General features: G+C 53.8%; 25 protein-coding genes. 14 read left to right on the forward strand and 11 right to left on the reverse strand.

Features of this window, described 5'->3' with window-relative positions:
* Positions 1-144: 144 nt before the first annotated feature.
* The 3 genes from galU to J2Y91_RS18400 are packed head-to-tail and all read left to right on the forward strand — an operon-like array spanning position 145 to position 3442.
* A complete protein-coding gene (gene galU, locus J2Y91_RS18390; RefSeq protein WP_048915922.1) occupies positions 145-1053 on the forward strand; it encodes a UTP--glucose-1-phosphate uridylyltransferase GalU in 909 nt (302 codons plus the stop codon).
* A 26-nt stretch (positions 1054-1079) separates the two neighbouring features.
* Positions 1080-2420 (forward strand): UDP-glucose dehydrogenase family protein, encoded by a 1341-nt coding sequence (locus tag J2Y91_RS18395; protein ID WP_048915923.1) that lies wholly within the window; start codon positions 1080-1082, stop codon positions 2418-2420.
* 14 nt (positions 2421-2434) lie between these two features.
* On the forward strand, positions 2435-3442 hold the full coding sequence (locus J2Y91_RS18400; RefSeq protein WP_048915924.1) for an NAD-dependent epimerase: 1008 nt from the start codon (positions 2435-2437) through the stop codon (positions 3440-3442).
* Between the two features lie 125 nt (positions 3443-3567).
* Here J2Y91_RS18400 and hns read toward each other — a convergent pair whose 3' ends face one another.
* Positions 3568-3975, reverse strand: coding sequence for a histone-like nucleoid-structuring protein H-NS (hns, locus tag J2Y91_RS18405; RefSeq protein WP_048915925.1), 408 nt, complete (start codon positions 3973-3975; stop codon positions 3568-3570).
* Between the two features lie 358 nt (positions 3976-4333).
* Between hns and tdk the strand changes: the two genes are divergently transcribed.
* Positions 4334-4951 carry a thymidine kinase gene (gene tdk, locus J2Y91_RS18410; protein WP_048915926.1) on the forward strand — a complete coding sequence of 206 codons (618 nt, stop codon included), beginning with the start codon at positions 4334-4336 and terminating at the stop codon, positions 4949-4951.
* A 148-nt stretch (positions 4952-5099) separates the two neighbouring features.
* Here the strand turns inward: tdk and adhE are convergent, their stop codons facing one another.
* Entirely contained in the window at positions 5100-7784 is a 2685-nt protein-coding gene (gene adhE, locus J2Y91_RS18415) for a bifunctional acetaldehyde-CoA/alcohol dehydrogenase (RefSeq protein WP_099753649.1), read from the reverse strand.
* Between the two features lie 475 nt (positions 7785-8259).
* On the opposite strand from adhE, the gene J2Y91_RS18420 reads away from it, so the two are divergent.
* The 7 genes from J2Y91_RS18420 (at position 8260) to oppF (ending at position 16925) form a co-directional block, all read left to right on the forward strand.
* Positions 8260-8907, forward strand: coding sequence for a YchE family NAAT transporter (locus J2Y91_RS18420; protein WP_048915928.1), 648 nt, complete (start codon positions 8260-8262; stop codon positions 8905-8907).
* Positions 8908-9533: 626 nt separating this feature from the next.
* On the forward strand, positions 9534-11168 hold the full coding sequence (locus J2Y91_RS18425; protein ID WP_133623752.1) for an ABC transporter substrate-binding protein: 1635 nt from the start codon (positions 9534-9536) through the stop codon (positions 11166-11168).
* Between the two features lie 172 nt (positions 11169-11340).
* Positions 11341-12972, forward strand: coding sequence for an oligopeptide ABC transporter substrate-binding protein OppA (gene oppA, locus J2Y91_RS18430; protein ID WP_048915930.1), 1632 nt, complete (start codon positions 11341-11343; stop codon positions 12970-12972).
* 84 nt (positions 12973-13056) lie between these two features.
* Positions 13057-13977 (forward strand): oligopeptide ABC transporter permease OppB, encoded by a 921-nt coding sequence (gene oppB, locus J2Y91_RS18435; RefSeq protein WP_048915931.1) that lies wholly within the window; start codon positions 13057-13059, stop codon positions 13975-13977.
* Positions 13978-13991: 14 nt separating this feature from the next.
* Entirely contained in the window at positions 13992-14900 is a 909-nt protein-coding gene (gene oppC / locus J2Y91_RS18440; protein ID WP_048915932.1) for an oligopeptide ABC transporter permease OppC, read from the forward strand.
* Between the two features lie 10 nt (positions 14901-14910).
* Positions 14911-15927 (forward strand): ABC transporter ATP-binding protein, encoded by a 1017-nt coding sequence (locus tag J2Y91_RS18445; protein ID WP_048915933.1) that lies wholly within the window; start codon positions 14911-14913, stop codon positions 15925-15927.
* On the forward strand, positions 15924-16925 hold the full coding sequence (gene oppF, locus J2Y91_RS18450) for a murein tripeptide/oligopeptide ABC transporter ATP binding protein OppF (RefSeq protein WP_048915934.1): 1002 nt from the start codon (positions 15924-15926) through the stop codon (positions 16923-16925). Before J2Y91_RS18445 ends, oppF begins: the two co-directional genes overlap by 4 nt.
* 262 nt (positions 16926-17187) lie before the next feature.
* Here the strand turns inward: oppF and J2Y91_RS18455 are convergent, their stop codons facing one another.
* Complete coding sequence (locus tag J2Y91_RS18455) at positions 17188-17517, reverse strand: HI1450 family dsDNA-mimic protein (protein WP_208864915.1); 330 nt, start codon at positions 17515-17517, stop codon at positions 17188-17190.
* Between the two features lie 40 nt (positions 17518-17557).
* Entirely contained in the window at positions 17558-19018 is a 1461-nt protein-coding gene (gene cls, locus J2Y91_RS18460; RefSeq protein WP_048915936.1) for a cardiolipin synthase, read from the reverse strand.
* A 165-nt stretch (positions 19019-19183) separates the two neighbouring features.
* On the opposite strand from cls, the gene J2Y91_RS18465 reads away from it, so the two are divergent.
* On the forward strand, positions 19184-19357 hold the full coding sequence (locus J2Y91_RS18465; RefSeq protein WP_099753651.1) for a YciY family protein: 174 nt from the start codon (positions 19184-19186) through the stop codon (positions 19355-19357).
* A 45-nt stretch (positions 19358-19402) separates the two neighbouring features.
* Here the strand turns inward: J2Y91_RS18465 and J2Y91_RS18470 are convergent, their stop codons facing one another.
* Positions 19403-19699, reverse strand: a complete 297-nt coding sequence (locus tag J2Y91_RS18470; RefSeq protein WP_048915937.1) for a YciI family protein — start codon at positions 19697-19699, stop codon at positions 19403-19405.
* 202 nt (positions 19700-19901) lie between these two features.
* On the opposite strand from J2Y91_RS18470, the gene tonB reads away from it, so the two are divergent.
* Positions 19902-20612, forward strand: coding sequence for a TonB system transport protein TonB (gene tonB / locus J2Y91_RS18475; protein WP_208864882.1), 711 nt, complete (start codon positions 19902-19904; stop codon positions 20610-20612).
* A 24-nt stretch (positions 20613-20636) separates the two neighbouring features.
* Here the strand turns inward: tonB and yciA are convergent, their stop codons facing one another.
* From yciA to J2Y91_RS18490, 3 genes are all read right to left on the reverse strand, one after another.
* A complete protein-coding gene (gene yciA / locus J2Y91_RS18480; protein WP_133623751.1) occupies positions 20637-21065 on the reverse strand; it encodes an acyl-CoA thioester hydrolase YciA in 429 nt (142 codons plus the stop codon).
* A gap of 69 nt (positions 21066-21134) precedes the next feature.
* On the reverse strand, positions 21135-21674 hold the full coding sequence (locus J2Y91_RS18485; protein WP_133623750.1) for a septation protein A: 540 nt from the start codon (positions 21672-21674) through the stop codon (positions 21135-21137).
* Positions 21675-21750: 76 nt separating this feature from the next.
* Positions 21751-22488: a YciC family protein gene (locus J2Y91_RS18490; RefSeq protein WP_048915941.1), complete on the reverse strand. Its 738-nt coding sequence runs from the start codon at positions 22486-22488 to the stop codon at positions 21751-21753.
* Positions 22489-22832: 344 nt separating this feature from the next.
* Here J2Y91_RS18490 and ompW point away from each other — a divergent pair, with 344 nt between their 5' ends.
* A complete protein-coding gene (gene ompW / locus J2Y91_RS18495; RefSeq protein ID WP_133623749.1) occupies positions 22833-23468 on the forward strand; it encodes an outer membrane protein OmpW in 636 nt (211 codons plus the stop codon).
* Positions 23469-23523: 55 nt separating this feature from the next.
* On the opposite strand, the gene J2Y91_RS18500 is transcribed toward ompW, so the two are convergent.
* The 3 genes from J2Y91_RS18500 to trpB form a co-directional block, all read right to left on the reverse strand.
* The gene (locus tag J2Y91_RS18500; protein WP_048915943.1) at positions 23524-23838 is read right to left on the reverse strand and encodes a BON domain-containing protein; all 315 of its coding nucleotides are present in this window, start codon (positions 23836-23838) and stop codon (positions 23524-23526) included.
* 154 nt (positions 23839-23992) lie between these two features.
* Complete coding sequence (gene trpA, locus J2Y91_RS18505; protein ID WP_133623748.1) at positions 23993-24796, reverse strand: tryptophan synthase subunit alpha; 804 nt, start codon at positions 24794-24796, stop codon at positions 23993-23995.
* On the reverse strand, positions 24796-25989 hold the full coding sequence (trpB, locus tag J2Y91_RS18510) for a tryptophan synthase subunit beta (protein WP_099754611.1): 1194 nt from the start codon (positions 25987-25989) through the stop codon (positions 24796-24798). The genes trpA and trpB overlap by 1 nt, the downstream gene beginning before the upstream one ends.
* Position 25990 lies beyond the last annotated feature (1 nt).

Below are 25990 nucleotides of genomic sequence, written 5' to 3' on the forward strand. Positions count from 1 at the left end.
AGCTTTACACTTGGGTAATAGTCTTAATTTGCACTGAAAAGGTTTATCCAGGATAAATCCGCGTGGGTTCAACTGGTATACTCAACTCGTTTTTAACTCGACATATCAAGTAATAACTTGAACGGCCTAAAGAGAGGTACTTAGATGTCTGCCTATAAGTCCAAAGTAAAAAAAGCGGTTATCCCTGTTGCTGGTTTGGGAACGCGTATGCTGCCAGCCACCAAAGCTATTCCAAAAGAAATGCTGCCGCTGGTTGATAAGCCGTTAATTCAGTATGTCGTTAACGAGTGTATCGCTGCTGGGATCAACGAGATTGTGCTGGTTACGCACTCTTCTAAAAACTCGATTGAAAACCACTTCGATACCAGTTTCGAGCTGGAAGCGATGCTGGAAAAACGCGTTAAGCGCCAGCTGCTGGAAGAGATTCAGTCTATCTGCCCACCGCACGTCACCATCATGCAGGTTCGTCAGGGTCTGGCGAAAGGCCTGGGTCACGCGGTTATGTGCGCATGGCCAGTGATTGGCAATGAGCCCGTTGCGGTGATCCTGCCGGACGTTATTCTCGACGAATATGAGTCAGACCTGTCGAAAGATAACCTGGCTGAAATGATGAAGCGCTTCGACGAAACCGGTCACAGCCAGATCATGGTTGAGCCAGTCGCTGACGTGACTGCTTACGGCGTAGTCGACTGCCAGGGTGCAGAGCTGAAGCCTGGCGACAGCGCACCAATGGTGGGTGTGGTTGAGAAGCCAAAAGCGGACAAAGCGCCGTCTAACCTTGCGGTTGTTGGTCGCTACATTCTCTCTGCGGACATCTGGCCACTGCTGGCGAAAACCCCTCCGGGCGCCGGTGATGAGATCCAGCTGACTGACTCCATCGCCATGCTGATGGAAAAAGAGACCGTAGAAGCTTATCACCTGAAAGGTGTGAGCCATGACTGCGGCAACAAGCTGGGCTATATGCAGGCCTTCGTTGAATACGGTGTGCGTCACAACACGCTGGGCAGCGATTTTAAAGCGTGGCTGGAAAGCACCGTAGGCAATAAAAAGTAAGTTTAATTTCTAACCGGGACAATTCAATGAAAGTCACCGTATTTGGTATCGGCTATGTTGGTCTGGTTCAGGCTGCGGTTTTGGCCGAAGTCGGACATGACGTTCTTTGCATCGATGTCGACGAAAATAAAGTCGAGAATCTGAAGAAAGGGATCATTCCTATTTTTGAACCGGGCTTGACGCCGCTGGTTATGCAGAACTATGAGGCCGGACGCCTGAAGTTCTCCACTGACGCAGCAGCTGGCGTTAACCACGGGGTTATGCAGTTTATCGCGGTGGGTACGCCGCCTGATGAAGACGGTTCAGCGGACCTGAAATATGTTACCGCCGTGGCGCGTACCATTGCTCAGCATATGCAAGAGCATAAAGTGGTGCTCGACAAGTCGACTGTGCCAGTGGGTACGGCTGACCGCGTGCGTCAGGTAATGGAAGAGACGTTGAAAGGGCGAGGCGTAGAGCTGACCTTTGACGTGGTCTCCAACCCTGAGTTCCTGAAAGAAGGGGCAGCAGTCAGCGACTGTATGCGTCCTGAGCGTATTGTTATCGGTACGGATAACGACGAAGTGGTTGAACTGCTGCGCGAGCTGTATGAGCCGTTTAACCGCAATCACGATCGCATGATCCTGATGGATATTCGTAGTGCTGAGTTAACCAAGTATGCAGCCAACTGCATGCTGGCGACCAAAATCAGCTTTATGAATGAAATCTCTAACCTGGCTGAACGCCTGGGTGCAGATGTCGAAAAAGTGCGTCAGGGCATTGGCTCCGATTCACGCATCGGCTACTCATTCATTTATCCCGGCTGTGGCTACGGCGGCTCCTGCTTCCCGAAAGATGTTCAGGCGCTAATCCGTACCGCAGAGCAGATCGGCTACAAGCCACGTCTGCTGCAGGCGGTTGAAGACGTCAACGATTCGCAGAAGACCAAACTGCCGACGTTTATCAAGCGTCATTTCGGTGAGAATTTGCAGGGCAAAACCTTTGCGCTGTGGGGGCTGTCATTTAAGCCAAACACCGACGATATGCGTGAAGCTTCCAGCCGCGTGCTGATGGAGTCACTGTGGCAGGCGGGCGCAACCGTGCAGGCTTTCGATCCGGAAGCGATGGATGAAGCGCAGCGTATCTACGGTCACCGCAGCGATCTCAAGCTGATGGGAACCAAAGAAGCTGCCCTGCAGGGCGCAGATGGCCTGGTGATCTGTACCGAATGGCAGAACTTCCGCGCACCTGATTTTGACGTGATTAAAAATGCTCTAAAAGAACCCGTGATTTTTGATGGTCGTAACCTGTATGATCCAGAAAGAATCAGCAAGCGCGGTTTTGTTTATTATGCAATCGGCCGCGGAGCATCTCTTCAAACTGCATAATAAATGAGGGTAGTATGAAATATCTGGTTACCGGCGCAGCAGGCTTTATTGGCTTTCATGTCACCCAACGTCTGTTGGCTGCCGGTCACCAGGTTGTCGGTCTCGACAACCTGAATGACTATTACGACGTTAATCTTAAGACAGCCCGTCTTGACCTGATTAAAAACCACCCCGAATTCACCTTTGTGAAAGGCGATCTCGCCGATCGTGAAGGCATTGCCGAACTGTTCCGCGCTCAGCGCTTCCAGCGTGTCATTCACCTCGCCGCGCAGGCGGGCGTGCGTTATTCATTAGAGAACCCACTGGCTTATGCCGACGCCAATTTAATTGGCCATCTCAATATTCTGGAAGGGTGCCGCCATAACCAGGTTGAGCATCTGTTATATGCATCATCCAGCTCGGTGTATGGATTAAATCGTAAGATGCCATTCTCAACCGACGACTCGGTTGACCACCCGGTATCGCTGTATGCCGCGACCAAAAAAGCCAATGAGCTGATGTCCCATACCTATTCACATTTATATGGTATTCCTACCACTGGCCTGCGCTTCTTCACCGTTTATGGTCCGTGGGGGCGTCCGGATATGGCGCTGTTTAAATTTACCCGTGCGATGATTGCGGGTGAAAAAATCGACGTCTATAACCACGGCCAGATGCGTCGCGATTTCACCTATATTGACGATATTGCCGAAGCTATTCTGCGCTTACAGGATGTTATCCCACAGGCGGATATTAGCTGGACGGTTGAAAGCGGCAGCCCGGCAACCAGCTCTGCGCCTTACCGCGTATACAATATCGGCAACAGCCAGCCCGTTACGCTGATGTCGTATATCGAAGCGCTGGAGAGTGCGCTGGGGCAGACTGCGCAGAAAAATATGCTGCCTATGCAGCCGGGTGACGTGATGGAAACCAGCGCCGATACCAGCGCATTATATAAGGTGATCGGCTTCAAGCCGCAGACGTCAGTCGAAGAGGGGGTGGCGCGCTTTGTGGCGTGGTATAAAGATTTCTACCGCGTATAAGCCCACCAGCCCAAAGAAAAAGGAAGCCGTGATGGCTTCCTTTTTTTCTTTGCCTGGTGGCTGTAACAAAATGGGACGAAACGCCCCATTAAATTTAAGTCTAAAGAACCGGAGGTTGAGCGAAATTACAGCAGAAAGTCTTCCAGCTTCTTGCCTTGCTCTTCAATGGCTTTTTTGATTACGGCAGGTGTACGGCCCTGGCCGGTCCAGGTTTTGCTTTCGCCATTCTCATCGACATAAGAATATTTTGCCGGGCGCGCTGCACGCTTAGCTTTACCAGGGGCTTTAGCCGCAGCCAGAGTAGACAGTAATTCATTCGGGTCAATACCGTCTGCAATCAGCATATCGCGATACTGCTGCAGTTTACGGCTGCGTTCTTCAACTTCAGCCTGTGCCTGGCTCTCTTCTTCGCGGCGTTCGTTAACCACTACTTCCAGTTTTTCCAGCATTTCTTCCAGCGTTTCCAGGCTACATTCTCTCGCCTGAGCACGCAGCGTGCGGATATTGTTCAGGATTTTAAGTGCTTCGCTCATTGTCCAATTCTCTAAATTATATTGATGGGTTACTAATGCTCGATAATAATAGTGTCCGGCTATAAGAACTGCAATAGTTAATTTTGTAAGAAAAGTAGAAGTGCTAATAGTCAGGAATCTCTGACATGATAAAAGGCGATAAAATATGATTCACTGGCTAAATATCCTGCTGTGAAAAGAAGGGTGATGGTATGGAAACAGTGAATTCCATATCATCAGAAAATTGAAAAATCCTGTTAAGTTGTGCTGAAGCCACCTGTTCAACCACTATTTCTTCGGGTTATTGCAGGCGTGAAGGCTCTCGCTGCGGCGGTTTATGGTACACTGCCGCCATCTTGGTGATTCGGAGTAGGGGCTGATGGCTCAGCTATATTTCTATTATTCCGCGATGAATGCTGGAAAATCGACGGCTTTGTTGCAATCTTCTTATAATTATCGTGAGCGCGGCATGCGCACTCTGGTGTATACCGCAGAGATCGATAATCGCTTCGGCGCGGGTAAAGTGAGTTCGCGTATCGGCCTCTCTTCCCCAGCAAAATTGTATAATAAAGACACGTCGTTGTTTGCTGAGATAAGTGCTGAGCACCAGCGGGAAACCGTTCACTGCGTGCTGGTGGATGAAAGCCAGTTTCTGACGCGTGAACAGGTTAAAACATTATCCGAAGTGGTGGATGTTTTAGATATACCTGTACTTTGTTATGGCTTACGTACAGATTTTCGCGGCGAGTTATTTATCGGTAGCCAATACCTTTTAGCCTGGTCAGATAAACTGGTTGAATTAAAAACCATCTGCCACTGCGGCAGAAAAGCCAGCATGGTATTAAGGCTCGATCAGGACGGTAAGCCCTTTAAAGAAGGGGAGCAGGTGCAAATTGGCGGTAATGAGCGCTATGTATCCGTCTGCCGTAAGCATTACTACGAAGCGTTGGAGAGTGGTTCACTGCACGCCATTTATGGCAGCAAGGGGCCGGAGTAATAGTGATCTGCCGCGGCGGTTAACGCAAAGAAATGTGCCGTCGATATTTCACAACTCTATAAGCGTCTCTTAATATTTCCTGATAAAAAAACCCGCCAGCTTTATGGGGTCAGTTCAAGCTGGCGGGTTTTTATTCTCACACTCGGGCTTAACGTTTCACTTTCTTTTCAACTTTCCTGGCTTCGACGGGCGCAGCGGCCACGGCTTCGGCAATGTTAGCGAAAGGTTCAACATAATCGCGGCCGTAGAAGCTATCCAGCATGATCTGTTTCAGTTCAGCAATCAGCGGGTAGCGTGGGTTAGCGCCGGTACACTGGTCATCGAAAGCATCATCAGCCAGCTTATCGACTTTCGCGAGGAAGTCCGCTTCCTGCACGCCTGCTTCGCGGATGGACTTAGGAATACCCAGTTCCGCTTTCATCCCGTCCAGCCAGCTCAGCAGCTTCTCAATTTTCTGTGCGGTACGGTCGCCCGGTGCACTGAGGCGCAGGTGATCGGCGATTTCAGCGTAGCGGCGGCGCGCCTGCGGGCGGTCATACTGGCTGAAGGCCGTCTGCTTGGTTGGGTTATCGTTGGCGTTGTAGCGAATCACGTTACAGATAAGCAGCGAGTTCGCCAGACCGTGTGGAATGTGGAACTCTGAACCCAGCTTATGCGCCATCGAGTGACAGACCCCAAGGAAGGCGTTAGCAAACGCGATACCGGCGATAGTCGCGGCATTGTGTACACGCTCACGCGCCACCGGGTTTTTCGCCCCTTCACGGTAGCTGGCCGGCAGGTTTTCCTGCAGCAGTTTTAGCGCCTGCAGCGCCTGACCGTCGGAGTATTCGTTAGCCAGCACCGAGACGTACGCTTCCAGCGCGTGGGTTACGGCATCCAGACCACCAAAGGCGCACAGTGACTTCGGCATATCCATCACCAGGTTGGCATCCACAATCGCCATATCCGGGGTGAGGGCATAGTCAGCCAGTGGATATTTCTGACCGGTGGCGTCGTCGGTCACGACCGCAAATGGCGTAACTTCTGAACCTGTACCTGAAGTGGTGGTGACGGCAATCATCTTCGCCTTCACGCCCATTTTCGGGAATTTATAGATACGTTTACGGATATCCATGAAGCGCAGTGCCAGCTCTTCGAAATGCGTTTCCGGATGTTCGTACATCACCCACATAATTTTCGCCGCATCCATCGGCGAACCCCCGCCCAGGGCGATAATCACGTCCGGCTTGAAGGAGTGCATCTGTTCAGCACCTTTACGCACGATGCTCAGCGTTGGGTCAGCTTCCACTTCGAAGAAGACTTCAGTTTCCACCCCGCGCGCTTTCAGCACGTTGATGATCTGGTCAGCGTAGCCGTTGTTAAACAGGAAGCGGTCGGTGACGATAAAGGCGCGTTTGGCTCCGTCGGTGGCCACTTCATCAAGGGCAATGGGCAGTGAACCACGGCGGAAGTAGATAGACTTAGGAAGTTTATGCCACAACATATTCTCAGCTCGCTTGGCCACGGTTTTCTTGTTAATCAGATGTTTGGGTCCGACGTTTTCAGAAATCGAGTTGCCACCCCACGAGCCGCAGCCCAGCGTCAGTGACGGTGCGAGTTTAAAGTTGTACAGGTCGCCGATCCCCCCCTGAGAGGCCGGAGTGTTGATCAGGATGCGCGCTGTCTTCATTTTGTCGCCGAAGAAGTTAACGCGTTCACGCTGATTATCCTGGTCAGTGTACAGGCAAGAGGTATGACCGATACCGCCCATCGCCACCAGCTTCTCAGCTTTACTTACCGCGTCAGCAAAATCTTTGGCGCGATACATCGCCAGAGTCGGTGACAGTTTTTCATGAGCAAAAGGTTCCGACTCATCGACCAGTTTCACTTCACCAATCAGGATTTTAGTGTTGCCCGGGACGCTGAGGCCGGCCATTTCAGCAATTTTCACCGCAGGCTGACCGACGATAGCGGCATTCAGCGCGCCATTCTTCAGAATGATATCCTGAACCGCTTTCAGCTCGCTGCCCTGCAGCATGTAGCCACCGTGGCTGGCAAAGCGCTCGCGCACCGCCTCATAAGCGCTGTCGACTACAATAACTGACTGCTCAGAAGCACAGATTACGCCGTTATCGAAGGTTTTCGACATCAGGATAGAAGCCACGGCACGTTTGATGTCCGCCGTTTCGTCAATCACTACCGGGGTATTACCTGCGCCCACGCCGATAGCCGGTTTGCCGGAGCTATAGGCGGCTTTCACCATACCCGGGCCGCCCGTGGCGAGGATAAGGTTAATATCAGGGTGGTGCATCAGCTGGTTAGACAGTTCAACGGAGGGCACATCGATCCAGCCGATAATGTCTTTGGGTGCCCCGGCCGCAATGGCGGCCTGCAGTACGATATCGGCCGCTTTGTTGGTGGCATCTTTCGCACGAGGATGCGGCGAGAAGATAATCCCGTTACGGGTTTTCAGGCTGATCAGCGCTTTAAAGATAGCGGTAGATGTTGGGTTGGTTGTCGGGACAATCCCGCAGATGATGCCGGTGGGTTCCGCGATAGTGATGGTGCCGAAAGTGTCATCGGTTTCAAGAATACCGCAGGTTTTTTCGTCTTTGTAGGCGTTGTAGATGTATTCAGAAGCAAAGTGGTTTTTGATCACTTTATCTTCGACGATACCCATGCCAGATTCGGCAACGGCCATTTTAGCCAGTGGGATACGGGCATCAGCAGCTGCTAATGCCGCAGCCCGGAAGATTTTGTCTACTTGTTCTTGAGTAAAGTTGGCGTATTCACGCTGGGCTGTTTTAACACGTTCAACAAGTGCGTTAAGTTCAGCGACATTAGTAACGGCCATAATGCTCTCCTGGAAAGTTAAACTCTATTAGTAAACAAGTGAGAACGAGTAAGTATAGTCATGGCTGGTTATCGGGCCGTATTAGGGCGGGCCAACCTGCTAAACAGGTTCTTCCGGGTTTACTGAAAGAGTCTGCGCTCTGCACGCGCTGTGGGTCACTTTCGGTAAGTTACTAACTCCTTTTGGTAACACTGAGCATAGCGCTTGTACTGGGGGCAAATAATGATTTGGATCATGTTTACTGGTGGCTGACACCTTTCAGCCTGTGATTAGAAGATGACCAGTTTCAAACTATCGCAAACCTGGCGTCGAAAGTTGAGAATAAGTTTCATCTGCTAATCTTCAGCGTCGTAATGGCGATATCCACTGCCTGCGGCGCAGCATAATGGCGTGATATTCCAGGGGGCGGGGGATAGTCATTATCACGGATTTGAATTACATTAGCGCCCATCAATCAGCCCAACAGGAGCATGGTGTGAATCCTGCACTTTTAGACCTCTCTGGATATATTAAATTTTTCGTTGGCCTGTTCGCCCTGGTCAACCCGGTGGGGATCATTCCTGTTTTTATCAGCATGACCAGCTATCAGGTTCCGGCAGCGCGCAATAAAACCAACCTGACTGCCAACCTGTCCGTGGCGATTATCCTCTGGACGGCGCTATTCCTCGGCGACGGCATCCTGCACATCTTCGGGATCTCTATCGACTCATTTCGTATTGCGGGCGGCATTCTGGTCGTCACCATTGCGATGTCGATGATCAGCGGCAAACTGGGCGAAGATAAGCAGAATAAACAGGAGAAGTCAGAAACGGCTAACCGGGAGAGCATCGGGGTCGTACCGCTGGCGCTGCCGTTGATGGCGGGACCGGGGGCGATCAGTTCGACGATTGTCTGGAGTACGCGCTACCACAGCTGGCAAAACCTGCTGGGCTTTAGCGTGGCGATCGCGCTGTTTGCCTTCTGCTGCTGGCTCTGCTTTCGCGCTGCACCGTTAATGGTCAGAGTGTTGGGGCAGACTGGAATTAACGTGGTGACCCGTATTATGGGATTGCTATTGATGGCGTTAGGGATAGAGTTTGTGGTGACCGGGATAAAAGCGTTGTTCCCGGGGCTGGTCAACTAGCCTGTTTTAATTCTGAAATAATCATATTAAAGCGCATATTCTGCGCTTTTTTTATCTATGCATTCTTGTGGTGCACTATATCAGGTCAACTTACCGTGCAGCTGCATCATTATGGTGCAATTATTCATGGCGCTTAATTGAGGGCGCTGATTATTAATGTAATTACTGCAACTGCCGGTTCAATCGCTTAGTTACCACCGTTTGTGAGATTTATTACATTTCAATCTGGCGGTGAGAGACGGATTTATCAAAATTTAATGCTAGTCGCCCGGCAAAACCCGGAATTTTTGTGACGAATTTAGTGTTTTCGGCAAAATTTGCTTATTTTTTGCTTTGAAATCGCTTTATTTATGTTCGAAAGTCAGGTTTTAGTCATTAAATTCATTTTCTTTCATAAGCTTAGCCGTTATTTCACAATGCTAAATAACACTTTGCCCCTGCTTTTTCTCATGATAAAAGAGAATTGGTTAACATTTTTGTTATTTTGCTTTAGCGCAAATGTCCCCCTTCTGATAATTTTTCTGCCAGTTGATAAAAACTGGCACCAGATGTGCAAAACGTTAACCTCATCCGTCCCGGCTGTTCTGACGGTAGTCGTTGGTATCACCACACAGGGTTTTAGCTGAATGAAATGTTTTACATCATTACGCCACATCGCGAGCGGAACAGGGTTACTGCTGGGCCTTATCACTCTCAACGCCGTGGCAGCTGACGTTCCGGACGGGGTCAGCCTGAGCAAGCAGCAAAATCTGGTGATCAACAATGGCACTGAAGTTTCATCTCTCGACCCGCAAAAAACAGAAGGGGTGCCCGAGACCGATGTGATCCTCAATCTGCTGGAAGGATTGGTCAGCACCGACAACATCGGCCACCTGGTGCCCGGCGTGGCACAAAGCTGGAGCAGCGAGCAGGGTAAAGTCTGGACCTTTACCCTGCGGCCAGATGCAAAGTGGAGCGACGGCGAACCCGTCACGGCCAGCGATTTCGTCTACAGCTGGCAGCGGCTGGTGGACGCTAAAACCGCATCGCCTTATGCCAGCTATCTGCAGGCCGCTCACGTGGCTAACGTTGATGAGATCCTGGCGGGTAAACGCCCGGCCAGCGATCTCGGGGTGAAAGCGCTCGACGATAGCCACTTCCAGGTCACGCTCAGTCAGCCGGTCCCTTATTTCCTTGCTATGGCGGCACACACCGCGTTGAAACCGGTCAACCGGGCTGCGATTGAACGCTGGGGGGAGAAGTGGACTTTGCCTGCGCATTACGTGGGGAATGGGGCTTATACCCTGAGCGACTGGGTGATCAATGAAAAAATTGTGCTCAAGCGCAATCCGCACTACTGGAACAACGGTAAGACGGTGATTGAGCAGGTGACATTCTTACCGATCGTCTCCGAAACCAGCGATGTTAACCGCTATCGCAGCGGCGAAATCGATATCACCAACAGCGCCTTGCCGCCCGAGCGTTTTCAGCAGCTGAAAAAAGAGCTTGGCCCGCAGGTCAGAGTCAGTCCTTATCTCTGCACCTTCTACTATGAACTGAATAACCGCCGTCCGCCGTTTGACGATGCGCGGGTGCGCACCGCGGTGAAGCTGACCCTCGACCGCGACATCATTACCGGGAAAGTGATGGGCCAGGGGCAGATCCCGGCATGGAGCCTGACGCCGCCGTTTACTGACGGCGCGCAGTTCAGCGCACCGCAGTGGTTCCACCTGACGCAGGATGAACGGAACCAGCAGGCCAAAGCGTTGCTCGCGCAGGCGGGCTACAGCGCGTCAAAACCGCTGCGTTTCTCACTGCTGTATAACACCTCTGACGTCAATAAAAAGCAGGCCATTGCGGCCGCATCGATGTGGAAAAAGAATCTCGGTGCCGACGTGACGTTACAGAATCAGGAGTGGAAAACCATGCTTGATACTCGTCATCAGGGCAATTATGACGTGGCCCGCGCCACCTGGTGTTCCGACTATAATGAACCCTCTACCTTCCTCACTATGTTGCTGAGCGACTCCTCAACCAATACGGCTTTTTACCGCAGCCCGGCGTTTGACCAGCTGATGACGCAGTCGCTCAACATGAGTGATGACGCCGAGCGGGCAACCGTCTATCAGCAAGCGGAGCAGCAGCTGGATAAGGATTCTGCCATTGTGCCGGTCTACTACCGGGTGAGTGCGCGGCTGGTGAAGCCGTGGGTAGGGGGCTTTACCGGTAAAGATCCGCAGGACCTTACCGATGTTAAATACTTTTATATAACCAGTCACTAAACCGTGCGGCCCTGCCGGGCGGTAAAGGGTGATAGCAAAGCAGTACCGATGAAATAAAAAAAGACAAGCCGGGTGGAATCGTTCCTCTACCCGGTGAAGTTTTCCCGCAAACGGGGGTAGCCACGGTGCCCGGCACACGTTGGCATTAATAAAAACTGGAGTAGGTAATAAGATGATCAACATCACGAAGAAAACTTTGATCGCCGCAGGCGTTATGGCCGCGCTGACTGGCAATATGGCCTATGCCGCCAATGTACCGGCGGGCGTTCAGCTGGCAGATAAGCAGGAGCTGGTCAGAGGTAACGGTGCTGAGCTGCAGTCGCTTGACCCGCACAAAATTGAAGGCGTCCCGGAATCTAACGTTAACCGTGATGTGCTTGAAGGCCTGGTGATTAACGATGCGGACGGGAAAATCATCCCTGGCGTTGCGGAATCATGGGAAAACAAAGATGGCGGTAAAGTCTGGATATTCCACCTGCGTAACACCGCCAAGTGGTCAAACGGCGAGCCGGTGACCGCGCAGGATTTCGTTTACAGCTGGCAGCGCCTGGCCGACCCGAAAACAGCGTCCCCTTACGCCAGCTATCTGCAGTACGGCCATCTGCTGAATGTGGATGACATCATTGCCGGTAAAAAAACGCCTGATACCCTCGGCGTTAAAGCACTGGACGCTCACACCCTGGAAGTGACGCTGAGCGATGCAGTTCCCTATTTCTATAAGCTGCTGATCCATCCATCTATGTCGCCGGTGTACAAGCCAGCGGTAGAGAAATTTGGCGAGAAGTGGACCCAGCCTGCAAACTTCGTTGGCAACGGTGCCTTCAAACTGAAAGAGTGGGTGGTGAACGAGCGCATCGTGGTTGAGCGTAACCCTGAGTACTGGGATAACGCGCACACCATCCTGAATCAGGTCACTTTCCTGCCGATCCCGTCTGAAGTCACCGACACCAACCGCTACCGCAGCGGCGGCAGCGATATTACCTACAACTACCTGCCAATCGAGCTTTACCAGAAGCTGAAAAAAGAGATCCCGAAAGAGATCCACGCCGATCCGTATCTCTGTACTTACTACTATGAGATCAACAACCAGAAGGCGCCTTTCAACGATGCGCGCGTGCGTACCGCGCTCAAGCTGGGCCTGGACCGCGATATCATCGTCAATAAAGTGAAAGCGCAGGATGAAGATCCCGCCTACAGCTTCACACCGCCATTCACCGACGGCATCAAGCTGGATAAGCCAGAGTGGATGAGCTGGACCCAGGAAAAACGTAACGAAGAGGCGAAAAAACTGCTGGCGGAAGCCGGTTACACCGCCGACAAACCGCTGACGTTTGACCTGCTGTATAACACCTCCGATCTGCATAAAAAACTGGCGATTGCCGCAGCCTCCATCTGGAAGAAAAACCTCGGTGTAAACGTTAAGCTGCAGAACCAGGAGTGGAAAACCTTCCTCGATACTCGCCATCAGGGTAACTTCGATGTGGCGCGTGCGGCCTGGTGTGCTGACTACAACGAACCGACCAGCTTCCTGAACATCATGCTGTCAGACAGCAGCAACAACACCTCGCACTATAAGAGCCCGGCATTTGACAAAATTATGTCAACGGCACTGAGCGCGAGTGATGAAGCGAAACGTGCGGAAGTTTACGCCGAGGCGGAGAAGCAGCTCGATAAAGATTCCGCCATCGTGCCGGTCTACTACTACAAAAACCTGCGTTTAGTGAAGCCTTACGTTGGTGGTTATACCGGTAAAGATCCACTGGATAACAGTCACGATAAAGATCTGTACATTATCAAGCACTAACAATTCGGGCGGCGATGCTGCTCTTTTAAAGCAATGTCACCGCAGGGGTTCGCCCCTGCGGTGTAAAGCCAGCAGGTACGGGCAATGTTAAAATTTATACTGCGTCGTTTTCTCGAAGCGATTCCGACGCTCTTTATTCTGATCACCATCTCCTTTTTCATGATGCGTATGGCACCCGGCAGCCCGTTTACCGGTGAACGTACGTTGACCCCGGAAGTGATGGCTAATATCGAAGCCAAATATCATTTAAACGATCCGATGTGGAAACAGTATCTCAACTATCTCCAGCAGTTGGCGCATGGGGACTTTGGACCGTCGTTTAAATACAAAGACTATTCGGTCAATGACCTGGTGGCGGGTTCATTCCCCGTATCCGCCAAGCTGGGCGCTGCGGCCTTTCTGTTTGCTCTGGTGTTTGGCGTGACGGCTGGCGTTATCGCCGCCCTCAAGCAGAACAGCAAATGGGACTATGCGGTGATGGGGGTCGCCATGACCGGCATCGTTATTCCGAGCTTTGTTGTGGCGCCACTGCTGGTGCTGCTGTTCTCGATCACCTTGAAATGGCTGCCGGGCGGCGGCTGGAACGGCGGGGCGCTGAAATATATGATCCTGCCGATGGTGGCGCTCTCCCTGGCCTATATTGCCAGCATTGCGCGCATCACCCGAGGTTCGATGATCGAAGTCTTGCACTCCAACTTTATCCGCACCGCGCGCGCGAAAGGGCTGCCGATGCACCGCATCGTACTGCGCCACGCGCTGAAGCCCGCGCTGCTGCCGGTTCTCTCTTATCTCGGCCCGGCCTTTGTCGGTATTATTACCGGTTCAATGGTTATCGAGACGATTTATGGTCTGCCGGGTATCGGTCAGCTGTTTGTCAATGGCGCGCTGAACCGTGACTATTCGCTGGTGTTAAGCCTGACTATTCTGGTTGGGGCGTTAACCATTCTGTTTAACGCGATTGTTGACGTGCTGTATGCCGTTATCGATCCAAAGATTCGTTATTAATCCGGGAGCTGGCAATGATTTTAAGTAAAAAAAACAGCGAAGCTCTGGATAACTTCACTGAAAAACTCGAAGTGGAAGGGCGCAGCCTTTGGCAGGATGCGCGCCGCCGCTTTATCCATAACCGTGCGGCGGTTGCCAGCCTGTTTGTGCTGCTGCTGGTGGCTCTGTTTGTCACCTTTGCACCGATGCTGTCGCAGTTTACCTACGATGACACCGACTGGGCGATGATGTCGGCCGCGCCGGACCTGACCTCCGGTCACTATATGGGCACCGACTCCTCCGGGCGCGACCTGCTGGTGCGTGTGGCGATTGGCGGACGTATCTCGCTGATGGTGGGGATTGCTGCGGCGCTGGTTGCTGTGGTGCTCGGCACGCTGTACGGCACGCTGGCGGGTTATCTGGGCGGCAAAACCGACTCGGTGATGATGCGCCTGCTGGAGATCCTCAACTCCTTCCCGTTTATGTTCTTCGTTATCCTGCTGGTGACGCTGTTTGGTCAGAATATCCTGCTGATTTTCGTCGCCATTGGCATGGTGTCATGGCTGGATATGGCGCGTATCGTGCGCGGCCAGACCCTGAGCCTGAAGCGCAAAGAGTTTATTGAAGCGGCAGAAGTGGGCGGGGTATCGACGATGAATATCGTACTGCGCCATATCGTCCCGAACGTGCTCGGCGTGGTGGTGGTGTATGCCTCACTGCTGGTGCCCAGCATGATCCTGTTCGAGTCCTTCTTAAGCTTCCTGGGGCTCGGTACTCAGGAGCCGCTCAGCAGCTGGGGCGCTTTGCTGAGCGACGGCGCTAACTCGATGGAAGTGTCGCCGTGGCTGCTGCTTTATCCGGCCGGCTTCCTGGTCGTCACCCTGTTCTGTTTCAACTTTATTGGCGATGGCCTGCGTGATGCCCTCGACCCGAAAGATCGTTAAGGAGTTCCCGATGAGCACGATTGAATTACAGCCAGCGATGGCCAAAACCAGGGAAAGCCAACGTCTGCTGGATGTTAAAGACCTGCGCGTGACCTTTAGCACCCCGGATGGGGATGTCACGGCGGTTAACGACCTTAACTTCAGCCTCAGCGCCGGGGAAACCTTAGGGATCGTCGGCGAATCCGGGTCCGGAAAATCGCAGACCGCGTTTGCCCTGATGGGCCTGTTGGCCAGCAACGGGCGCATTGGCGGCTCGGCCCGCTTTAACGGCAGCGAGATCCTCAACCTGCCGGAGAACAAGCTGAATAAGCTGCGCGCCGAGCAGATCGCGATGATCTTCCAGGACCCGATGACCTCGCTGAACCCGTACATGCGCGTCGGTGAGCAGCTGATGGAAGTGCTGCAGCTGCATAAGGGGATGAACAGCGCGCAGGCGTTTGAAGAGTCTGTGCGCATGCTCGACGCGGTGAAAATGCCGGAAGCGCGCAAGCGCATGAAAATGTTCCCCCATGAATTTTCCGGCGGGATGCGTCAGCGCGTGATGATCGCCATGGCGCTACTGTGCCGTCCTAAGCTGCTGATTGCCGATGAGCCGACCACCGCGCTCGACGTGACGGTGCAGGCGCAAATTATGACGCTGCTGAACGAGCTGAAGCGCGAGTTCAATACCGCGATTATTATGATCACCCACGACCTCGGCGTGGTGGCCGGGATCTGCGATCAGGTGCTGGTGATGTATGCCGGGCGCACCATGGAATATGGTAAAGCGCGCGATGTCTTCTATCGGCCTTCACACCCGTACTCCATCGGCCTGCTCAATGCCGTGCCGCGTCTGGATGCCGACGAGGGCGACTCGCTGCTGACGATCCCGGGCAACCCGCCGAACCTGTCGCGTCTGCCAAAGGGCTGTCCGTTCCAGCCGCGCTGCCCGCACGCGATGGATATCTGCGCCAGCGCACCGCCGCTGGAAGCGTTCGGCGAAGGCCGACTGCGCGCCTGCTTTAAGCCCGTGGAGGAGTTGGTATGACAACGGTTGCTGAGAAGAAAGTTCTGCTGGAAATTGCCGATCTCAAAGTGCATTTCGACATCAAAGATGGTCGGCAGTGGTTCTGGCAGCCGCCAAAAACGCTGAAGGCGGTCGACGGCGTCAGCCTGCGTCTGTATGAGGGGGAAACCCTCGGCGTGGTCGGTGAGTCCGGCTGCGGGAAATCCACGCTGGCGCGGGCGATTATCGGCCTGGTGAAAGCGACAGAAGGGCGCGTTGCCTGGCTGGGGCGCGACCTGCTGGGGCAGAGCGCAGACGAATGGCGCGCTGCACGCAGCGATATTCAGATGATTTTCCAGGATCCGCTGGCCTCACTGAACCCGCGTATGAACATCGGCGAGATTATCGCCGAACCGCTGCGCACCTATCATCCGAAGATGCCGCGCCAGGAAGTGAAAGAGCGCGTGAAGGCGATGATGATGAAGGTGGGGTTACTGCCCAACCTGATCAACCGCTATCCGCACGAGTTCTCCGGCGGCCAGTGCCAGCGTATAGGCATTGCGCGCGCGCTGATCCTGGAGCCGAAGCTGATTATCTGCGATGAGCCGGTGTCCGCACTCGATGTGTCGATTCAGGCGCAGGTGGTAAACCTGCTGCAACAGCTGCAGCGTGAAATGGGGCTATCGCTGATCTTCATCGCCCACGATCTGGCGGTGGTGAAGCATATTTCTGACCGCGTGCTGGTGATGTATCTGGGGCATGCTGTAGAGCTGGGAACTTACGATGAGGTGTATCAGAACCCGCAGCACCCTTACACGCGTGCATTAATGTCAGCGGTGCCAATCCCGGACCCGGACCTTGAGCGCAACAAGACGATACAGCTGCTGGAAGGTGAACTGCCGTCGCCGATCAATCCGCCTTCAGGCTGCGTGTTCCGCACCCGCTGCCCGATTGCCGGGCCGGAATGCGCCAAAACGCGTCCGCTGCTGGAGGGCAGTTTCCGCCATGCGGTCTCCTGCCTGAAAGTGGACCCGCTTTAATAACATACCCCATCTTCTAAATATTTTGCGCTGAGACAAGGCGGCAACAAGGTGAATCCCCGGGAGCTTACTGAAGTCAGTGACCGGGGTGAACCGAGGCAGCCAACGCAGGATCGGGGGAAAATATGACACACCCAATCCTCTAAATATTTTGCGCTGAGACAAGGCGGCAACAAGGTGAATCCCCGGGAGCTTACTGAAGTCAGTGACCGGGGTGAACCGAGGCAGCCAACGCAGGATCAGGGGAAAATATGACGAGGATTTATTCCTTCCAAAGGATGTGGCACAGCTTGTGGTCCTTCTCGCGGCACAGCAGTACGCGGGCAAAGACATCGGTAATCGGTTCGCCATCCTCTTCGCCCAGGCCAATCACCACTTCAGCGAAAAAGTCCGGGTTAAGGTCGAAATCAACGTGTTCAGCCCAGTCCTCTGCCGGGTCATACAGCTCTGCACCACCGCGCTCCTCAAACTGCAGATTAAACAGAATCACGTCCGCCGGGTCGAGGTTATCGACGGCCAGCTCAAGAAAGATGTCGTAGGCCTGTTCCAGGGTTTCATCTTCGGTAAGGCGGTTATTTAGGTCCATAAAAATTCCTGTGTTGCCCCTTGGGCGCTGTGCATTTTCGCTCGTTTTACAGCAATGGACTGAAGAAGTAAAACAGTCGTTCTACGATCCGCTGCCAGTATGCGCGGCGCGACCAGCGTTGACCATCAACCAGTCTGGATCGTGCGATATAATCCTCCTGCACCCGGGCCAGATCGCTACCAAAACCATCGTCATCAATTACCAGCGTAATTTCAAAGTTGAGCCACAGGCTGCGCATATCGAGATTCACGGTGCCCACCAGGCTGAGCTGACCATCTACCAGAATACTCTTGGTGTGCAGCAGACCGCCTTCAAACTGATAGATCTTCACCCCGGCGTCCAGCAGCTCGCCAAAGAAGGCGCGGCTGGCCCAGCCCACCAGCAGGGAGTCGTTGCGGCGCGGCACGATAATACTGACATCAACGCCACGATAAGCCGCGGTGCAGATAGCGTGCAGCAGGTCGTCGCTCGGAACAAAGTAGGGGGTCGTCATAATCAGCTGTTCGCGCGCTGAATAGACGGCGGTTAACAGCGCCTGATGGATCATATCCTCCGGGAAGCCAGGGCCGGAAGCGATCGCCTGAATGGTATGGCCACTCTCCTGCTCAAACGGCATCACATTGTCATCTGGCGGAGGCGGCAAAATGCGCTTGCCGGTCTCAATTTCCCAGTCGCAAGAGTAAATAATGCCCAGTGTGGTGGCGACCGGGCCTTCCATACGCGCCATCAGGTCAACCCACTGGCCGACGCCAGCGTTCTGCTTAAAGTAGCGTGGGTCAACAAGGTTCATGCTGCCGGTATAGGCGATATAGTTGTCGATCAGCACCACTTTGCGGTGCTGGCGCAGATCCATACGGCGCAGGAAAACGCGCAGCAGGCTCACTTTTAGCGCCTCGACTAAATCGATACCCGCGCTGCGCATCATCGCTGCCCACGGGCTACGGAAGAATTCGACGCTGCCCGCCGAGTCCAGCATCAGGCGGCAGTGAACGCCGCGCCGCGCCGCCGCCATTAGCGCTTCAGCCACTTCATCCGCCTGCCCACCGGGCTGCCAGATATAGAACACCATCTCGATATTATGACGTGCCAGCTGAATATCACGTACCAGCGCGCGCAGGGTGTCATCGGTGCTGGTGAGCAGCTGGAGCTGATTACCTTTAACCCCGGCAATCCCCTGACGGTTTTCACATAGCTGAAACAGTGAACGGGCCACATCGCTGTTATCTTCGGCAAAAATATGGTGACTGGCTTTGAGATCGGTTAGCCAGCGGGCGGTAGAGGGCCACATGGTGCGCGCCCGCTCCGCACGCCGTTTACCAAGGTGCAGCTCACCGAATGAGAGATAGGCAATGATGCCAACCAGCGGAATAATATAGATAATTAACAGCCAGGCCATGGCGGAGGGCACTGCGCGCCGCTTCATCAGGATACGCAGGGTGACACTGGCAATGAGTAACCAATAACCAAAAACCAGCAGCCAGCTCATTACGGTATAAAAGGTGGTCATGAAGTGAAAATCCTGTTCACGCGGCAATTAAAGGGAGTTTACGTGCAGATGACAGTACAGGAAACCTTTAACCACACTTTAACGGATAAAGAGATCGGACCTGGTGAGGTTTGATAAAGGTCTATACTGCGTCGCGAGTTTTTCCTGGGGCAATCAGAGGGTGTAATGAGACGAAGTAGAAATGAGGTGGCGCGCTGGCGCATGTTGCGCCAGGTTCAGCGGCGTCGGTCGCGTTGGTTGGAGGGGCAGTCTCGTCGCTACGGACGTATGCACTCTTTCCGCCATCAGGTGAGCCAGCAGCAACGCCGTTCTATTCTGTTTATTACCCAGATTCCCTGAGGCGGGTAACAGGCCCGGCGATACTGATATCGCCGGGCTGTTAAATCAGAAAGCGCGTTTAAACGGCTTGATAGCAACCTGCTTATATACCCCGGCTGCAATATAGGGATCATCCTGCGCCCATGATTGCGCGGCTTCCAGCGAAGGGAACTCGGCAATAATGGTTGAACCGCTGAAACCGGCAACGCCAGGTTCGTTACTGTCCACCGCGGGCATCGGGCCGGCAATAATCAGACGACCTTCATCACGCAGCAGCTGCAGGCGGGCAAGGTGAGCAGGGCGCACGGCGGTGCGTTTTTCCAGTGAGTCACTATTATCTTCAGCGTAAATTACGTAGAGCACCTTCAAAACTCCTGTCTGGGATGAGATTCGGCATCACGTTAAGTGATCGTTAACATTTGTGCAAACTAAAGCGTCTCTGGCCTTGATAAAGGTCAGCCTGCGGCGTTTAAAAGGCGAAATCGACGATTCAGCGTGCGTGCTTATTGAAATTGATTGCTATTTGCATTTAAAATCAACGCTTCACATTTTGACCAGAAAGATTATGACGACGCTGACAACTGAACTACCTCGCCGCTCACCTTTACCACTGCTGCTTTCGGTCGTACTGCATGGTTCAGCGATCGGGGCACTGCTGTATGCCTCATTTCATCAGGTGGTCGAAATGCCTCAAGCGTCTCAGCCTATCAGCGTGTCGATAGTGGCCCCTGAAGTGCAGCCGGAACCCCAACCTGCGCCGCCTGAAGTGGCGCCGCAACCTGAGCCAGAACCGGAACCGGCGCCTGAACCGCCTAAGCCAGAGCCGGTACCGATCCCGAAACCTGAGCCGAAGCCAAAACCGAAGCCGGTGAAGAAAGAGGTGGTTAAGCCGAAGAAAGAGGTGAAACCACGCCCGGCAGCCGCGCCGCAGGAGACTAAACCCGTTGAGCAGAGTAAGCCGTCCACCGCGCCCAAGACCTCACAGGCGCCGTCTACCGCCATCTCGACCGGGCCGCGGGCGTTAACCGTCGGCAAGCCAGACTATCCGGCGCGTGCTTTTGCCCTGCGTGTGGAAGGGCGTGTGCGGGTGCAGTTTGACGTCGATAGCGCCGGCAGGGTAGATAATGTCCGTATCCTGTCGGCCGAACCGCGCAACATGTTTGAGCGTGAAGTGAAACAGGCGATGCGCAAATGGCGCTATGAGGCCGGTAAGCCGGGCAAAGACCTGACGATGAATATCGTATTCAGGATGAGCGGCGGGACATCCATCGAATAAGAAAAAAGGGCGATAGCCCTTTTTTTATGCCTGCGGTTCGAGCTCAAAGTGGCTCTTACCGGCGGGTAGCGGCCGCGGTTTGCCTTCCGGGTCGACGGCAACATAGATAAACACCGCTTCGGTGGTGCAGTAGCGCTGACCAATGGGTTCAGACGACACCTTCTTAATCCACACCTCGATGTTGATGGTGATGGAGCTGGTACCGGTTTTGATACAGCGCGCATGACAGGTGACGACATCACCTACCGCGACCGGTTTCAGAAAGGTCATGCCGTCGGCACGCACGGTGACCACGCGACCTTCCGCTATCTCTTTTGCCAGAATCGCGCCGCCCATATCCATCTGTGACATCAGCCAGCCGCCGAAGATATCGCCGTTAGCGTTGGTGTCTGCAGGCATCGCCAGCGTACGCAGCACCATTTCGCCCTGCGGTAATCGTTGTTGTTCGCTCATTGTGTGCTCTCGAATTGCTTGCTACCGGTCATTCAATTCGCCCGGCTTAAACCTCCGGGCAATGATGGGTTATTTTTCTTCTTGTTGCGGCATCAGACGATAAATGTAGACACCGCTCAGTAGCGTAAACAGTAGCGTCAGGGCGCTCAGGCCAAAGACTTTAAAGTTAATCCAGATATCCTGCGACAGCCAGAAGGCGACATAAATATTCGCCAGTCCGCAGGCGAGGAAGAACAGTGCCCAGGCAATATTCAGGCGGCGCCAGGCGAATTCAGGCAGCTGAAGCTCTTTCCCCAGCATCTTCTGGATTAGCGGCTGTTTCATAAACCATTGACTGAACAGCAGCGCAAGGGTAAACAGGCCATAGATGATAGTGACTTTCCACTTAATAAAGTCCGGGTTGTGCAGCGCAATAGTCAGCGTGCCAAACACCGCAACCAGCGCAAAGGTCACCAGCGACATCTTTTCAACTTTACGATAAAGCAGCCAGCCCGCCGCCAGTGCCAGCGCGGAGGCGGCAATCAGTGCGCCGGAGGCCACATAGATGTCGTAAAGCTTGTAGAAAACAAAAAACACCACGAGGGGAAGAAAGTCGAGTAACTGCTTCATAGCGGCTTCCAAATAACAGACGAATGCGAAATATCATTATCCAGCAGGATGCCTCTGTCGAGGCATTCCGGGTTAATTAACGTAACAGCATATACAGGCGCGACAAATAGATAATCAGTATGGCTGAAACCAGGTTGCTGAGCGCGTTGAGCACCACAGAAGCGACGTCCGGCGGCAGCACCAGCAGCGAGGAGGCCAGCAGCAGCACCACCAGTTTCGCCACAATCCATAATATCACCGCCGGGGCGATCAGTTTCATCTGGCTCCAGCCGAGACGCATGCTGGCACGCATAGAGGCGATCACTCCCACTTTCTCGGTCATCAGGATGATCGGGGAGAGTGCCAGGGTAACGGCCAGCAGCACGCCGGGAACCACCAGCACCATAAAGCCGAGCTGGATAAGCACGGTCATCAGGATGGTGAGCAGCAGCAGTGCCGGTAAGCGCGGAGCGGATGCGCCAATAGCACGCAGCGCGCTGATGCGCTGGCCGGATGACGCCAGCGGGATCAGGCTCAGCATGCCGCCCAGCAGCAGGACATTACCTACCAGTGAAGCAAAAGTACCGGCAGCGGAAGCGTGCAGCAGCACCTGCTGCTGTTCGGGGGACATATTACGGATCATCTCCATCAGGCTGCTGGCGGAACCCGCAGCGCCTTCACCGAGGATCTGCATCTCATCGGCGCCTGGCGTGAATGCCTTGCCGATAAGCATAGTAATAAACGAAGTTAACAGCGCCATCAGCACAATAGTGACCGACTGATGGCGGAAGAAATTCCCCGTGTCACGGTATAGCGAACCCGCCGTGATAGACATGTACTCTCCTTGAAAGGCCGGTGTTATAGACCCGGCGATTGTACATGGTCTGGCAGGGTGCTGGCACCCAGATTGACATAACTTTCGATTAAAGAAGGTATTAGCGGCATTCCGCGCTTGTTGACTTCAGCCACGCTGGTTGCGCTGTTTTTACCTGACTCTCTTCACCGCCAAAGCCCGTGAAAATTGATCCAAATCAACTCTATGTTTTATATCAACTTTTTGTTAATTGATTTGCATGATCTCGCAGGTAAATCAGGGTAAATATAGGTCGGCTAAAAACGCATCAAGGCCTCAAAGCAGGTCGCATGCTTACAATAATTTGCAGAAAAAAAGGAGTGGTTATGAAATTAAAAGCGCTGGTACTCGCCGTCATGAGCTTACTGCCCGTCGTGGCATCAGCCCACCAGGCTGGGGATTTCTTTATGCGTGTCGGTTCTGCGACCGTGCGCCCGACCGGAGGGTCGGATGACGTTATGGGTCTGGGTGAGTTCAACATTGACAACAACACCCAGATGGGCCTGACCTTCACCTATATGGCCACCGATTACATTGGCGTGGAGCTGCTGGGTGCGACACCGTTTAAACACCATGTTGGCCTGCAGGCGACCGGCACGCTGGCAACGGTTCACCAGTTGCCGCCAACGCTGATGGCACAGTGGTACCCAATGGGTAACAGCAGTAAGTGGCAGCCTTATGCGGGCGTCGGGGTCAACTACACAATGTTTTATAACACCGACTTTAACCAGACCGGGCGTGATGCGGGATTAAGCAATCTCAGCGTGAAAAACTCCTGGGGTTTAGCGGGGCAGGTAGGTCTGGATTATCAGCTGACGCCTGACTGGCTGATTAACGCCTCGCTGTGGTACATGGATATCAACACCAAAGTGCGCTTCGACTCTGCGGCAGCAGGCCGCCAGAGTATTGATACGCATATTAATCCGTGGGTGTTCTTCTTCGGCGCGGGCTACACTTTCTGATCGGTTAAAATGCAAAAAGGCGCGAAATTCGCGCCTTTTAAGCCATTCAGAACGGTTATTTAATCTGCATATTATTCACAACAGATTTGACACCCGCCACACCGCGGGTAATGCCGACGGCACGGTTAGCCATCTGCGGTGAGCTAACAAACCCACTCAGCTGCACGCGTCCTTTGAAGGTCTCAACGTTAATTTCTGTCGACTTCAGCGAGTCATCGGCCAGCAGGGTTGATTTTACCTTGGTCGTAATGACGGTATCGTCAATATAACCCCCGGTTCCCTCTTTGGTTGCCGTTGGCGCACAGGCACTCACTGACAGAGCCACCACGGCTGCAATAACCACACCTGATAAGACTTTGAACCATTTCACTATGTAATCTCCCTGTCATCATCAAAAGGCTGTAACCGACATCATCATCGGTATGCATAGATTTTTAGCGAGGATCGCAAGAAATGCAAATAGATATGCCGGGGAAATTGAAAGAAAATAATGCCTTATCCGGGAGATAAGGCATGGGTTATGCTTAGCGCGTTGCGGCTTTCAGTTTGCTGACGAAAGCGGTCAGCTCAGCGAGCATCACTTGCGGCTGTGCCAGGTTTTTCTCGATGATTTTCACGATGGCAGAGCCAGAGATAGCGCCGGCTGCGCCGGAACCCACCGCTTCCTGTACCTGCGACGCTTCAGAAATACCAAAGCCCTGCAGCGCCGGGGCAGCGTGGTACTCGCGCAGTTTGTCGACCAGATGCTTAAGCGGCAGATTGGCGCGCGTTTCCGAACCGGTCACGCCGGCACGCGACAGCAGATAGGTGTAACCACGGCCGTGGGAGGCAATTTCTCGCAGCAGCTCGTCACTGGCGTTCGGCGGGCAAATAAAGATTGGCGCGACGTTGTGACGCAGCGCAGCCTGACGGAACGGGGCAGACTCTTCAAGCGGCACGTCGGCAACCAGCACCGAATCGACGCCAACCTGCTGGCAGCGGGCATAGAAGTTGTCGATACCGTTGGAAAATACCAGGTTCGCGTACATCAGCAGGCCGATGGGCAGCTCCGGGTATTTCTGGCGGATGGCGGCCAGCATCTCGAAACATTGTGACGGCGTCACGCCAGCCGCAAAGGCACGCAGGTTAGCATTCTGGATAGTTGGACCGTCCGCCAGCGGATCGGAGAAGGGAATGCCGAGTTCAAGCGCATCGGCACCACCGGCCACCAGCGCATCGATAATCTGCAGCGAGAGTTCCGGCGTTGGGTCGCCCAGGGTGACGAAGGGGACAAAAGCACCTTCTTTACGCTCTGCCAGACGTTTGAAACAGCTATCGTAACGTTCCATCAGATTTCTCCCTTCGCGGTCAGAATGTCATGCACGGTGAAAATATCTTTATCGCCACGGCCGGAGAGGTTGACCACCAGCAGCTGCTCTTTCTCAGGGTCGGCTTTCATCATCTTCAGGGCATGAGCCAGCGCGTGGGAAGATTCCAGCGCCGGGATAATCCCTTCGCTGCGGCACAGCGTTTTGAACGCATCCATCGCTTCGTCGTCGGTGATCGAGACGTATTCAGCGCGGCCAATGCTGTTCAGATAAGCGTGCTGCGGTCCGACGGAGGGGAAATCCAGACCGGCGGAGATGGAATAAGACTCTTCAATCTGACCGTCTGCGGTCTGCATCATTGGCGACTTCATACCGAAGTAGATGCCGACGCGGCCATGCTTGAGTGGCGCACCGTGTTCACCGCTTTCAATACCGTGGCCAGCAGGCTCGACGCCGATCAGGCCGACGCTGCTCTCATCAATAAAGTCGGCAAACATGCCGATGGCGTTCGACCCGCCGCCGACGCAGGCGATGACGGCATCCGGCAGGCGGCCCTCTTTCTCCAGGATCTGCGCTTTCGTTTCTTCGCCGATCATGCGCTGGAACTCGCGCACAATGGTCGGGAACGGGTGTGGACCAGCGGCAGTACCGAGCATATAGTGCGCGGTTTCATAGCTGCCTGACCAGTCGCGCAGCGCTTCGTTACAGGCATCTTTCAGCGTGGCAGAGCCGCTGTGCACCGGGATCACTTCCGCGCCCATCAGCTTCATACGGAACACGTTTGGCGACTGGCGCTCAATATCTTTCGCACCCATGTAAATGCGGCACTTCAGGCCCAGCAGGGCGCTGGCGAGGGCCGAGGCAACCCCGTGCTGACCAGCCCCGGTTTCAGCAATGATTTCGTTTTTACCCATGCGTTTTGCCAGCAGCGCCTGACCGAGTACCTGGTTAGTTTTGTGCGCGCCGCCGTGCAGCAGATCTTCTCGCTTCAGGTACAGGCGAGTTTGGGTGCCTTTGGTGAGATTCTTACACAGCGTCAGCGCCGTTGGGCGCCCCGCATAGTTCTTCAGCAGGTCGGTAAATTCAGCCTGGAATTCCGGGTCGCTTTGGGCGCTGATAAAGGCGTCTTCCAGCTGTTCCAGAGCCGGCATCAGGATCTGCGGCACGTACATGCCACCAAACTCACCAAAATAGGGATTTAACTTAGTCATGATC

Source organism: Erwinia aphidicola (assembly GCF_024169515.1).
Taxonomy (GTDB): domain Bacteria; phylum Pseudomonadota; class Gammaproteobacteria; order Enterobacterales; family Enterobacteriaceae; genus Erwinia; species Erwinia aphidicola.